Raw genomic sequence first — 13729 nt, 5'->3', positions numbered from 1 at the left:
AACTGCAATAAGGAAGGACTCTGGAAATACATACAGGCAAAACCGCTCATCACGGCATCGTGAACGCGATAGACTCTTTTATGCTCCTGTCGCCAATCAGGATATTTCTCAATGTGTGTTGAAATGACATGGCGAAGACTTCCAAAACTGAGCTGTTTTTGGGTTTTCATGAGTTCTCCTGTCTTTCGGGTTATCGGGAAAACATATCTTCATTCACTTCGTGAGTCCATCTTGAAAAAATACACTGAAAAAAATATTCGATCCTCTCGGCTTATACAGCAATACCGTATAAAAAAAGTTCACCCATAATTACTGGCAAGAATTATTTCGCGTCATGATGATTGCTGTTTCTGGTTTCGTGCCTGTTTCCTGCGCCCATGCCATTTCAATAGTGGTGCTGCTGGAAAACTCAATTGCGGAAACGTGTTCACCAGTTTGGAGATCCCGCCTCTGCTGAAAGGAATCGTGATTTCCAGTGGATGGTGTTTGATGGCTTTCATGATGGCTTTTTCAATGTCTTCCACCGTCAGGGTTTTCATACCTGAAAAGGTCAGGGCAGCTTCTTCATAGCCTTTCTGAAGATCCAGCATGGGGGTTTGCACCGCATCAGGACAGATGGTCGTCACATAAACGCCAAGCGGACGAAGTTCCTGAGCGACTGCCAGTGAGAAACCTCTTACCGCGAATTTGGAGGCTGAATAAAGCGAGAGACCGGGTACCGGAGCGATTCCTGCCAATGACGCGATATTGATGATGTGTCCATGTTTTTGTGAAACCATGCGTTTAGCGGCGATCTGTGTTCCAATCATCGTTCCAGTGGCATTGATATCCATATGTTTGCGGATTTCATCAGGGGATGTTTCATGGATATATCCGGGTTGCAGATAACCGGCATTGTTGATGACAATATCCAGTTGTTGCCATTTCTGGGCCGCCTGATACAGCACATACTCCCAATCCGAAGGAACCCGGATATCAAGCTTTCCCAACATGACTTTTTCAGGACTCCACATCTCTTCCCTGGCTTTTTCAGCCAGTGCGTCCATATTGATGTCCGTGGCAATGACTCTGAAGTCCTGTTGGCTCAAGGCTCTGGTCATGTGGCAACCGATACCGCTGGCACAGCCTGTCAACAGAACCACTTTTGATTTTTTCTTCATCGTGATCTCCTTGTAATATTAAAATGTTTACCACCATCCTTGTTGGTCATTGTAGGGGATATCCTTGATTTTGCAGTTGCGATATTTGATCAGGAGTCCTCTTACTTTTTCCCGCAATTGCCGGGCGGCCACCTGATAATCCACATTGCTGGGGATTGATGAGGCCTTTGGGGCCAGATCCGCCAAGGTGCAGGGTTCTCCAAACTCAATGGTAATGGGCAACGGCAGATAGATGGGCGGATGCATCGGAATATGCCATGGAATCCCCTTGATCTTGGGGCCCCAGAAAGTAGGGGCGGCTTCTTCCGCACCGATAACGGCAGTGGGGATGATGGGGGTGTTGGCCAGATGAGAATATTTAATCACCTGTCCACTGAATTGATACAAGGTATAACGGTTTCTGAAGGTGTGATAGGATTCTTCAGGAAACTGGCACATGGCTTTACCCTGTTTCAATCCAACCACAACGGGATCATTCTCATTGATTTCATCCAGTGTGGGCGCAAGAAAATAAGAGCCGACGCTTTCCAGCATGACGCGCATGGGTTTGATGGTTCCATCCCAGTGATGGGCAATGAAATGCAATTGGCGTTCAGGCATGCTGGTCACCAGACACAAGGCATCCCACCACATCCCACCGGAATGATTGCAGGCGATCAGAAATGATTTGCCCGGTTCCGGCAGATTTTCTTTTCCTTCAATGTTGAGTCTTGCATAGCGTTTAACCAGCGGATTGATAAATCGTGAATAACTGTAAAGATCCATAGAGCCTCCTGTATTCGGGTTAAAAATAAATTTCCTGATGAAACTGTTTCATTTTCTGAATATGAAGATTTGAGGTCTGTCGGCCACCTCCGAGAATCGCAATGTCTTTTTCCAGTATGGTTTGGGCGATGATGCCAAACTGGTCTGACACGGTATCCCCGGGATAGGATTCATCGAGTAACAAACTCACAATTCCCAATTCTTCAATCATGTTATCAACCAGTTCCATGAGGTCTGGCATGTCAACCGGGACTTGAATTCCTGTAAAATGCGCGCCTTCCTGATAAACGTGCTGTAACGTTGCTACAATTTTGAGTATGTCGGGCCTTCCTTGAACTCTGAGATGAGCCAGTACTTCTTTCTGTGAAGATCGTCGGATTGCGCCAATAGCCAGGCATAATTCGGCGTCATCAGAAAATTCACTCAGCACAAACAATCCAGCGCCTGTGTCTGAAAGATAGATGGCCTGCTGTCCATAGGCAAACGCTCGTGCTTCGGCACTGAGTCCTTCCTTGCGCACAGGGATGATGCTACCTGCTGAAATGCCCTGAAATCCCAGCGACTGTTTTAGCAGAGCCATGGCTGAATTATTGACTGCTTCCTCCCGATTGATAAATCCTGTTGCTTCCAGTTCAAATCTGTTCGCACCTTCCGTGTTGGTTCTGAGGATAGTTGCTCCCGCTTCCAGGTAACTCTGATGGATGCGGAGCACAGCATCATGCTGCTCAAGATTGGCCTTCCACCAAGGTGGGACAAGATCGGGATAGAACTGCTGGAATACCGTTTGTTTGTCTCCATCCATCAGCAGAGGCGCCTGGCGTTCCAGAATCTTTAATAATGAGAAATGTGGTTTGGTTGCTGACATTTTCAGGACACGCTGTTAGTGAAACATTCAAAGCACAATATTCAAAGGCAAATTTTCTGAGTCCAGAACTTCCATAAAGCGTCTGTACAAGTTTTCTGGCGATTCGTCCAGAGTGATACCGCTTTTATCCAGTGCTTTTTTCCCGGCGACCAGCATTTGCCGCATGGCCTCTGGGGGAATCGTCAGGATGTGCCGTAAGTCATAGGCTTTCAGGCACATCTGGGCATAGCCCCCGAGAATCGATTGCCGAAGATAGGAAGACGGATTGGTTTCGGCAGAAAGAATCCTCAGACTTTTTCCATAAGCCGTCAAACTTTTTTTGAGAATCTTGTCCAGTTGCGGTTTGCAGGAAAATCCCAATTTGTCGAGGATCACCAGTGGCTTGAGTTTTTCTTCCCAGATTCGTGCCTGTAGCAACTCAAAGCCTGGATGTGTGGGGTCCAGTTTCTGGATCCATTCGGCAATTTGCTGGATCTGAGGATGAATATAACGGAAAGGAAGCATCAACGTTCCAGTGAACAGTAAATTTCTGATCATTTTTTCACGGACTTCCTCCAGTTTATCGACCTTGCCTTCCAAAATTCTGCGAAAATGATTGCTGTCACATGGTTTTAAAAAATCCGGAATGCTGATACGGGGAGGGCATTGTGGAATCAGATTTTTCAGCAGATGGATATTTCTCATGATCTGATCAATGGCTCTTTGCAGATTTTCCTGATTGGACGTTTCTTTTCTGGCTTCATCCAATAAACGCAATTCCAGTTTGCTGACCTGATTCTGGTAAAACGCCAGCAACCGATCCTGATACAGGACAAACGCGCCATGAATGCATGTGATCCATTCCGGATTATAATGATCCATACTGAATGGAATGGACGCATGCATCATGATTGCACGGACCTGATCCAGGGATAAGTGCTCAGGACGGTTCAGGCATGAGTGGACCAGTGCTATTCGTTGATGGTGTTGTGCCGGATCAGTTTGAAGCACGCTTGTCCGGCTTTTCTGGTCGGCGGATGGGCTTGCGGTTATAAGTTCCAGTCCACTGATTCGTCCGTGAATGCCATCTGGTGTGTCTTTTTTTGATGAGAATAATTTGCTGGTGAGAGTTTGTGTTACCAGACCTTTTGACTTATAAAAGGCACGTATTTCATGAACCCGCTGTCCCAGTTCATTGTAGTAGCGTTGACCCATATCCGGAATTGTTTCCAGATCGGATGCGTTAAAAATGATATTGAGATAATTTTTTTCGTAAGCATGACTGAAATTGTTTTGCTTCAGCGTGCTCTGGATTTGGGACATTGAACTTCAACCGTCTGGTGATGATATTGTTTCAGCAATTTTGCACCTTGCAAAATTCCCCATCATTCTGAGCTATCAAACAAAGTGCCAAAGATTAATTTGGTCGGGGATGAATGCCTGAAATTTTCCTAAAAACAATATTGATTTTTGACAGGTTCAGCACAGATTGTCCAGATGTCACTTTCACTGGAAAAACCATTCTTGCCAAGCCACTTGATCTAATCGTTAAACTTTGTCATAAGATGGTGAAATGCCGGGACAATGGCAGATCAACAGAAAAATTCTCAACAGGAAGCAACCATGTCTCTTAAAATTTTGATTATTGACTCATCTGGGACTTCTCGTGATTTCTATAAGGAATGTCTGGCGTCCAGAGGGCATCGTCTTCATTATCCGGAACACAGTGAAAACCCCGTTACTATTTTGCGGGAAGCACTGGCAGAAAATAAAAACTATCAAATGGTATTGATTTCTCATTCAGAAGGCCTCGACCTGCTTTCGTTTGTATCGGCTTTGCGTCAGGACTTTCCCGAACTGGAAATGCTCATCGGCATTGAACCCATGGATACTCCCAGGTTATTGGCACTCGTGGAGGCCCGGGTTGAAGTCCTGATGCTTCCCTTCACTAAAGAATCACTTCAAAAAAGAATCGGAATCATTGCAAACAGGGTCGCTCAACGCAAACAGGAACAGGAGCAACAACAATCGCAGAAAAGCACCATGCCGATGGTGGCAAAGTCATTCATTCAAATCAAAATGAGCAATAATTCTGATAAAATTCCTGATACGATAAAATACATTCTTGATATTCTGGAAAACCAGGGACTTACAGATGATGATTCTTTCAGGATCAAGTTGGGATTGTCTGAAATTCTGATCAATGCCATTGCTCATGGAAACCTTGAACTCAGCAGTGAGGAGCTGAAAGGTCAGTTCAAAAATTTCAGACAGTGGAACAAAGAATTGGAAACTCGTGCCAATGATCCGAAATACATCAACCGCAGAGTGACCATTGATGTTGCGTTCACTCCGGGATATGGCACAGAAATTCGGGTGGAAGATGATGGCAAGGGCTTTGATGTCAACAAAGTTCTGAAAAAAACTTCTGATGAACTGGAGACGTTCAACTTGTATGGCAGAGGACTTTCCATGGTACAGGGAACCTGCAATGAAGTGACCTTCAATGAAAAGGGAAATGTCACCACACTCAAATATCTGCTCCAGAGCGGAGAACAGGAATGAGTTGTCTTTCCTGCTCAAAATGTCAGACTGAATCATGATGGTTTCATCTCAATAATGGGCAATAGCTATTATGGATTTCCGGAAATACCTCTGTGGGGCAACGATTGATTATCCGTATGGAATGAAACAAACCATCACTCTGTATTTGTTTCGATGTCTACTGTTTGTTTTGTTTCTACAGCAGGCTCCTGCGGTATGTGTTCCCCAAACGATTTTTCCTGTTTCTCCAGTCAGTGAGATTTCACCTTATCTGCAAAATCCCATTCTCACCAAAGCATCCCGCATTACCACCACCACCAACACCAGTGTGGAGGCTCTTCTGCCTGATGCGACATCATGGATTCAGTCGATTCAGGAACAATATCCAGTGACTCTGCCGACACAACCCATGGAATCCCTCTATAAATTTACCGCGGTTTATGACTGGGTCAGTCAAAAGCATTATCAACGTGGTGTCATGCGTTATGAAGGTCAACGGGAATTGGCTGACCTGCTGTATTATATGACGCAATCAAGCTGGTGGCATGAGTCCATGGAGCGTTTGACAGGAAACCCTGAATATTCCTATTCTGAAAGTCGGTTTTTAAGAACCATCATCGCCAGTCACACCAGCGCCCACTTTTATCAGATTCCATATCCTGTATTTTTTTGTCTGTTGTTTCAGGAATCCAAATTCAATTTTAAGATTGTCAGTGCGACCGGAGCACTGGGTATTGGGCAATTGACAGGAATAGGAATCAAACAGATTGAAATTATCCGCCAGGATTCTGAGAATGAACGCCTGTTACAGGCCGCGGCCATGCATCTGCGAAATATTTACCGGGATGTCTGGTTTCAGCAAATCCTGAACATGATGGGACTCAATTTTGAGGCACCCAAGTTGGGTTATTTCCCGCCCACCATTCAAAAACCTTATCTGAATTATGCGGACTTGAGCGCTGAAATTATGCGGAAATATGGACTGTCCTATCCCGAACTTCTGGAAGACCCTGACTTGGTCAGAAAATCTCTGGAAAGAATCTCGCGTGGAGATATTCTGCCCGCAAAATACGCGTTCCTGCACCAGACTTTTAATGATTTGCTGGAAAATCGCTATAATCAGCAATATGGCAATGTGATCAATATTGAAACCAATATCCTGATTTCGGCCATGTTGTTGCGGTATTACCTAAATTATGAATGGCGTGTTCAGAATGAAAATGTGATGCCTCAACCGGGTGTACAGGCCATCCTGGCTATTGCCGCCTATAATCAGGGACAAACCAGCGTGATTCGTCTGTTGAGCCGTCTCAAACGAGAATTTCCCGATATGGATCTCAATCAGGCAACCTTGCAGGAAATCAGTCCCAATCTAACTTTTAAACGCATGCGCTCCGCACTTGATGGTCCCTATAGTCAGGCCCAGGAATTATATCGTCATGTCTGGGCGATCAAACGTTGTGCCCATGATCTGGTTAAAATCGGAGTGACCCCTTAGGAAGGGCAAAAGAATAACTGCCCAAAATTTTCACCCCTCCCCTTGCTCAAGTCTGTAGAGACGCGCTATAGCACGTCTCTACGTGTGCCCGGCAGGAAGGTTTCCTGGAAAGTTTTCTATTTTATTTTTCGAAAGGATATATGAATCAACACCATGATCTTGATTTTCTTGAACTGGGTTTGAGCCTGACCGAAGAAGAACGTATGGCTCAGCAAACAGCGCGTAAATTTGTTGTGGAAAAAATTCTTCCCGGCATTGAAACGCATTATCAGCAGGCAACCTTCCCTGTCGAACTCATACAGGAAATGGGGCAGTTGGGGTTTTTAGGCTGTAATCTTTCGGGATATGGATGCAGCGGTATGTCTGAGATGGCATATGGGTTGATCCAACAGGAGCTTGAAGCGGGTGATTCAGGCTTAAGGAGTGTAGTTTCGGTGCAAAGTTCTTTGGCCATGTATGCCATTTTTGCTTTTGGTTCTGAAGAACAGAAACAGCATTGGTTACCGCGTCTGGCCAAAGGTGACGCTGTAGGTTGCTTTGCGCTGACAGAACCGGATTTCGGTTCTAATCCCGCAGGAATGCTCACAAAAGCTGAAAGAACCACCCAGGGATTCCGGTTGAATGGTTCTAAAATGTGGATCACCAATGGTTCCCTTGCGGATGTCGCTGTTGTGTGGGCCCGACTTGAGGGCAAGGTGTGTGGGTTTCTGGTTGAAAAAAATGCTTCGGGATTCTCTGCGTCCAATATCAAAAACAAGTTGTCTTTCAGGGCCTCGATCACGTCGGAGCTGAGTTTCAATGAGTGTGAGGTGACTGAATCCAATCTGTTACCCCTGGCAGAAGGCTTGAAAGCCCCCTTATCCTGTTTGAACCAGGCTCGTTTTGGTGTGGCATGGGGGGCACTTGGTGCCGCCAGAACCTGTTTTCAGACAGCCAGGGATTATGCGATCAGCCGTATTCAGTTCAGCGGTCGTCCCATTGCGTCACATCAGATGGTCCAGGCCAAACTTTCAGACATGCTCACAGAGATCAGCAAAGCCCAATGCCTGACCTGGCAGATCACCCGTCTTAAAATGGAAGGTCGCCTCAAACCCGAGCATGTTTCCATGCTGAAGATGAACAATACTGAAATGGCACTGACTGTGGCACGTTCGGCCCGGAGCATTTTGGGGGCAAATGGAATCAGTAGCGAATACCCGATCATGAGGCATTTATGCAATCTGGAAACCGTGGTGACCTATGAAGGAACCACAGACATTCACAAACTCACCCTTGGCCGTGCCATCACAGGTATTGCGGCGTTTGAATAAAGGCTGATTATAAAGGAATTTGAGGTTTGGGGTTTCCCGTAGGGGCAGACCTGTGTGCTGGCCCGATATCAGGGCTCGCAGAAAAAAGCGGTTCTCACACATCTGCGGAAATCTGCACTTCCCGGCGGTAGTGATCAAACAGCGTGGATTTGGAAAGCATTCCCAGATATTTTCCATTTTCAACGACGGGCAGGGACCAACTGCCGATTTTCTCAAATTTTTTCAGCACTTCATCAATCGACAGATCACATTCAATCATGGGCCACATTTTCATAATGGACCCCATTGTCACCAGATCATAGACATTGTAGTTGAACAGGTAGGGACGAATATCATCCAGAAGAACTACGCCCAGATAATTTCCGGTATCATCCAGGACAGGGAAATAATTCCGTCGAGAGCGTTTGAAATACTGGACAAAATCGCCTAACAGCAAACCTTCTGGAACTGTGGTGAAGTCCCGGTCGAGGATTTCGCGCAGATTCAAATAATGCAGAACATAAGCGTCTGAACCCCGTTTGACCAGATGTCCCTGGCGTATGAGTTCACGGGTATATACCGATCCCTCCTCCAGAAAAAAACTCATGAGCATGGATGTGCTGGCAATGATCATCAGCGGTAATATCAGGGAATAGCCACGCGTGATTTCCATCACCAGAAAAATTCCGGTAAGCGGACCATGCATCACACCCGTCACCATACCTGCCATCCCAATCAGTGCAAAGGATGCGTCAGAGGCCAGGTTTGTCAGCGGAAACAAGTGGAGCAGGAGTCCAAAACACATGCCAACAGCACTGCCAAGGATCAGGCTTGGCGCAAACACACCACCCACTCCGCCACTGCCCAGAGTGATTCCGCAGGCAATAAATTTCATGCAGGTGAAAAGTAATACAACTCCCAATGTCGGACCGATCGGGTTGGAGAGAAAATCCTGGGTCACGCTGTAACCTTCAAACAGAATATCAGGCACAAAATAGCCCAATATGCCAACAGCCAATCCACCAATGGCAGACCTCAACCAAAAATAGCGGGAGACTTTTTTAAAGAGTTCTTCCCAGAATACCAGACTTCTGGAAAACGCGCTGGAGACCAGGCTGGTGAGAATTCCCAACCCGATACTGGCCACCAGCGAAGTGGTAGAAAATGAAGCGATTTCAAAATGGAACGTGATTTTGTTGCCCATGATAAAACGGCTGAGTTCTGTGGCGGCTGTGGCCGAGATGATGGCTGGGAGGATCGTCAGATAGGACCATTCGCGCAGTAAAATTTCCAATGTGAAAATCAACCCCGTGATGGGGGCGTTAAAAATTCCGGAAATCGCGCCTGCCACACCATAGCTGATCAACAGTTTTTTCTGGCGTTCATTCATTTTTAACCAGCGTCCCAGCAAAGCCCCCCAGGCACCGCCAATACACAGAATTGGACCTTCCAGTCCGGCGGAACCGCCACTTCCCACCGTCAGTAAACTGCCCAGAAAACGGCTGACAATCATCCGTGCCTTGAGGTCGCCCTTTCCCAGGGACACGCTTTTGATCACACTGGGAACGCCATGGGAATCCAGATCTTTCAACACCGATTTCATGATAAAAACGCCCAATCCCGCGCCAACAGCAGGAATGCCAATCAACCAGATATGTTGAGGCTGAGTCTGAAAGAAGTGTTTTAAGAAATGCACACCGCCATTCAAGCCCACCGCAAGAAGTCCGCACCCCAGTCCAATCAACAGGGCACACAGCATCATGATGAAGGTTTCCTTGCCGGAAACGCCACGAAGACGGATCAATTCCTTTTCCAGGCTGGAAATTTTCAACGTTTGTGTGAGCTGCTTAAAACGCTCCCCGATATATTTTTTTGAACTGTTCAACCACTTCATCTTTAGACGGATATGTTTTTAAGAATTTACAAATGTCATCATCCCGGATGATGCTTGCCAATTGAGACAGCACTTCCAGGTGATGGCCGGTATGAGAACACAATAAAACAAAGATCACAAAAACGGGTATCGTATCGAGCGCGTTGAAATCCAGGGGAAACTTTAAGAAAAACGTGTGGACGACCGGTTTTTGAAAAATGATGTCTTCCAGTGGAAATCGTGGTTGTGGAACCGCGACTCCTCTGCCAATCGCGGTAGGCGTGACCAATTCTCGCATCAACAGCAACTGGGAAAGCGGAACCTGCTGTTTGCCTTTCAAATCAATCAACCGTTCAACTTCCTGAAACAGATCCATCATCGACGGAATTTCCTCGAGATAATAACAACCGCCAGCTTCCATTGCAGGAATAAGAAGTTCGGTCTGGTGGTCTTTTTCATATTCCGTTATCCGATTTAAATAAATATGTTTGGAGGCGGCCCAGGCTTCAAGTGTATCTTTCTCTATCACATACTGGCCACGCGTCATGGTGAAAGGAATGACACCCTGACTGATCCAGCGCAGTAGCGTGGATTCAGGTACTTTTAACCATTCAGAAACAACGGGGATGGTGATCTGTTTTTTCATGTCAGTTTGCCGGGGGGCATGATTTGAATTGTAAGCGTTCAGCCGTCAGTTATCAGTTTTCAGGAATTCTCAAGGCCTGGAAGCCAAACGATATTTTCTGCTATGGAGTCATAAGGCTTCTGAAGCGCATAAACACTGAAAGCTGAATACTGAACGCTGAACGCTTACTTTGAATTTTTGTTCGTCCATTTATGGTTTGGGTCGTTCCAGAAGTGTGACCTCCATTTCCATCGGGGTCCGTTTACGCATCAACCGAACCTTAACGGTGTCTCCCGGACTGAAGGCTTCCACCCTGGATGCCAGTTCTTCAAAGTTGGTGATGGGGGTGTTGTCAATGTGGGTGATGATATCGCCGCCCCAGGGGATCAGGTAATTCCCCGCCACCAGATTTTGAGAAGCGCCCCGGATGCCGGCTCTGTCGGCAGAAGCACCGGGAACCACTTTTGCCACAAGAATTCCCGCAGGCACATCCAGTCCCAATTGTTTCAGATGAATGGTTGGAATCGGTTCAACTCCCAGCCAGGGACGGCGGACATAACCATGTGTGATCAAATCAGGAATAATTTTAAGGACATTGTTTGCCGGAATCGCAAAACCAATACCAAAATTTCCGGGGCCGATGATCGCTGTGTTGATCCCTACAACTTTCCCCTCCCGATTGAGCAAGGGACCTCCTGAATTTCCCGGATTGATGGCGGCATCGGTCTGAATCACCCCCTCAATTTTGCGTCCATTCTGTGCTTCAATCGTTCGCCCCAGTGCACTGACAATTCCTGTGGTGAGGGTTTGTTTGAGACCAAAAGGATTCCCGAGAGCCAGCACTTTTTGTCCCACCATCAGATTGGATGAATCGATCAACTCCAACGTGCTGTACTGTCCGGGAGGCGCGTCAATGCGAAGCACAGCCAGATCATTGTTGGGATCAACACCAACCACCTTGCCGGGCAACTGACTGTTGTCAGACAGGGTGATCAACAGTTTCTGAGCTTTTTCAATGACATGGAAATTGGTGAGGATATGTCCCTTTTTGTCGATCAGAAAACCTGTTCCTGTTCCTTCCTCAGCAGGAATCGGACGGAATCGGAAATCATATTTGACGGTGATGCTGGTGATATTGACCACTGCGGGACTGCTGTCCTGATAGATGCGGATGTTTTCTTCTTCTTCAGGACTGAATCCGCTCAGAGCATGAACCACGGCCCCCTGCAAAATCAGGAATATAAAAATAGACAGAAACGTGCGGCAACGGTAAGTCATGGAAACTCCGTGTTGTGTCATGCGTTTATGGGGAGAATGATGTTCCATACACAGTTTTTCTGAGAAAAATCACCAACCAGTTCTCCTTGATGAGCCCTGATAATTTCACGGGCTGAAATAAACGCAAGGCTGTTGCTCAACACAATCAGATCTTCTTCTGCGGGATAGTTCTTCAATTGCTTCAGTTTGTCAAACAGGCGTGACACCTGAGTTTCTGGCACGGGTTGTTCTGTGCTGATGGTGATGGCGATGGTATTTTTTGTTTGTGTGTCGGTTTTGCGGCGTCCCGCCACCAAAGAGCCGTTGGTAAAACCAATATTGAATTGACGTTGTTCAGAGAGATAGGGAAAGGTCCCTGTGATGACTTCTGTCAGCGCCTGCAACAGCCAGACACGGTCTACCCGGGCTTGCGGAGTTGACGTGGGCGCGTTCAGGTTGACGTGGATTCCCAGTTTTTTCAAATCGGGCAAAAGGGTCTGAATGATATCCTGCAGATTTTCCTGTCTGGGGTTGATTTGTAGCAATCCCGATTCCATCGCACTGAGTTCCAGCACCTGACTGGAAAACCCGAGAATCTGCCCCGCAAATTGATCCATGCCTTCCAGATATCGTAAAAAAGTGTCTCTGGAGGCCGAATCAATGTGTGTCACCCCCAATCGCGCTAAAGTCTGTACGTTTTCCAGCGAGGATCGCAGATGCGTCAGCACCTGAACCACAAATTCACCGCGCGCAATACTGGCCGCTTCTGCCAGATTTTTTTCGGAGATTGCCTGCTGAACAGCTTTTTGCGTGGACTCATTGCTTTTCTCAGCGGATTCCGTCCCGGGTTGTGGCACTGATTCCTGCGCTGGTGCCGGAACTTCTACTTCCTTGATGATCGTTTTTACTTCAGCCGGAGCACCTTTCAGCAGAAATCCTGTGACCAGTGCGGCCAACAGAATACTGATTGCGCTGACAACAGGACCAAGGCCGCCGGAGTCCTTTTTTTCAGCGTTTTGAGTCGATTGACTGGTTTGAGAATCCACAATTTGTTTCAGGTTGGTTTCCATTTGCTGAAAGTGCCCCTGAAGCTCTTCCTGTAAATTATGGATGTTATCTGTTTTTTGAACAACCGCTTCACTTGCCTGACTGGCTTCATTAAAAAAACCTTTGATTTCACCCAGCAGTTCTTCTTCATCTTCGGTGAGTCGTGTTGCTTCATAGTTGGAAAGAAACTTATGAAAATCATCTTTGCGTTTGGACATGTTTCTGAGTGCCATCCGATCCTGGATGGCCATATAACTTTCAGTCAACGCGAAAAATTTATTGATGTTGATGCTCATGTTCAGCGTGTAATCTGTTTTATTCATGGCTTCAGCATCATTTTTTTTAGCAATCGCAGGATACAGTTTGTCTTCCAGAAGTTCATTGATCTGTCGAATATCATTTCTCAGAACCAGCAGATCGTTGTATTGCTGATAGGCCAGTTTGAGTATCTCCTCAGAATTTTTTCTGAAAGGTTCCATGGAAGGGCTTATCTGCTGTTGCAGAACACTGGAAATTTGAGGCGCGGTTGTCAGCAGGGCATCATAATTCGTGGTGAACCCCTCACGCATGGATTGCAATAAATCTTCATGCTGTGATTCCAGACTGCGCAAATAATACTGAATCGCATTCTGGCTTTTGCTGAGTTGCCATTGCATCTCCAGAAGTGACTGTAAGGTCTGGCTTTGATCAGAACGTTTTTCTGTTTGTGGCGATGATTCCGACGACTGCATTGTAACGACGCTGTTGAAGGCAATCAGTACAAGGACGACAACCGCACTGATGATCAGTTTTTTAGTCATGTCAGTTCAGAGCAAGAGGTTATATAA

General features: G+C 46.5%; 12 protein-coding genes. 3 read left to right on the top strand and 9 right to left on the bottom strand.

What is annotated here, in order from left to right:
* The 5 genes from HQM11_17300 to HQM11_17280 all read right to left on the bottom strand — a co-directional run.
* Positions 1 to 170, bottom strand: a 170-nt coding sequence (locus HQM11_17300) for a hypothetical protein (GenBank protein ID MBF0352794.1), incomplete at its 3' end; no start/stop codon positions are given.
* 162 nt (positions 171 to 332) lie between these two features.
* On the bottom strand, positions 333 to 1160 hold the full coding sequence (locus HQM11_17295) for an SDR family NAD(P)-dependent oxidoreductase (GenBank protein MBF0352793.1): 828 nt from the start codon (positions 1158 to 1160) through the stop codon (positions 333 to 335).
* Between the two features lie 27 nt (positions 1161 to 1187).
* Positions 1188 to 1925: a 1-acyl-sn-glycerol-3-phosphate acyltransferase gene (locus HQM11_17290; protein MBF0352792.1), complete on the bottom strand. Its 738-nt coding sequence runs from the start codon at positions 1923 to 1925 to the stop codon at positions 1188 to 1190.
* Between the two features lie 19 nt (positions 1926 to 1944).
* Positions 1945 to 2790, bottom strand: a complete 846-nt coding sequence (locus HQM11_17285) for a homocysteine S-methyltransferase family protein (GenBank protein ID MBF0352791.1) — start codon at positions 2788 to 2790, stop codon at positions 1945 to 1947.
* A 27-nt stretch (positions 2791 to 2817) separates the two neighbouring features.
* Positions 2818 to 4092 (bottom strand): hypothetical protein, encoded by a 1275-nt coding sequence (locus tag HQM11_17280; GenBank protein ID MBF0352790.1) that lies wholly within the window; start codon positions 4090 to 4092, stop codon positions 2818 to 2820.
* A gap of 300 nt (positions 4093 to 4392) precedes the next feature.
* Here HQM11_17280 and HQM11_17275 point away from each other — a divergent pair, with 300 nt between their 5' ends.
* From HQM11_17275 to HQM11_17265, 3 genes are all read left to right on the top strand, one after another.
* Positions 4393 to 5334, top strand: a complete 942-nt coding sequence (locus HQM11_17275) for an ATP-binding protein (GenBank protein MBF0352789.1) — start codon at positions 4393 to 4395, stop codon at positions 5332 to 5334.
* A 70-nt stretch (positions 5335 to 5404) separates the two neighbouring features.
* Positions 5405 to 6811 carry a hypothetical protein gene (locus HQM11_17270; protein ID MBF0352788.1) on the top strand — a complete coding sequence of 469 codons (1407 nt, stop codon included), beginning with the start codon at positions 5405 to 5407 and terminating at the stop codon, positions 6809 to 6811.
* A 140-nt stretch (positions 6812 to 6951) separates the two neighbouring features.
* A complete protein-coding gene (locus tag HQM11_17265; protein MBF0352787.1) occupies positions 6952 to 8121 on the top strand; it encodes an acyl-CoA dehydrogenase family protein in 1170 nt (389 codons plus the stop codon).
* Between the two features lie 94 nt (positions 8122 to 8215).
* Here HQM11_17265 and HQM11_17260 read toward each other — a convergent pair whose 3' ends face one another.
* The 4 genes from HQM11_17260 to HQM11_17245 form a co-directional block, all read right to left on the bottom strand.
* On the bottom strand, positions 8216 to 9994 hold the full coding sequence (locus tag HQM11_17260) for a chloride channel protein (protein ID MBF0352786.1): 1779 nt from the start codon (positions 9992 to 9994) through the stop codon (positions 8216 to 8218).
* A complete protein-coding gene (locus HQM11_17255) occupies positions 9948 to 10619 on the bottom strand; it encodes a PTS sugar transporter subunit IIA (GenBank protein ID MBF0352785.1) in 672 nt (223 codons plus the stop codon). The genes HQM11_17260 and HQM11_17255 overlap by 47 nt, the downstream gene beginning before the upstream one ends.
* Before the next feature lie 189 nt (positions 10620 to 10808).
* Positions 10809 to 11876, bottom strand: a complete 1068-nt coding sequence (locus HQM11_17250; GenBank protein MBF0352784.1) for a trypsin-like peptidase domain-containing protein — start codon at positions 11874 to 11876, stop codon at positions 10809 to 10811.
* Between the two features lie 17 nt (positions 11877 to 11893).
* Positions 11894 to 13702 (bottom strand): hypothetical protein, encoded by a 1809-nt coding sequence (locus HQM11_17245; protein ID MBF0352783.1) that lies wholly within the window; start codon positions 13700 to 13702, stop codon positions 11894 to 11896.
* Between the last annotated feature and the right edge of the window lie 27 nt (positions 13703 to 13729).

It is taken from the genome of SAR324 cluster bacterium, from assembly GCA_015232315.1.
GTDB lineage: Bacteria > SAR324 > SAR324 > SAR324 > NAC60-12 > JADFZZ01.
This window is presented reverse-complemented; position numbering and strand designations above follow the sequence as displayed.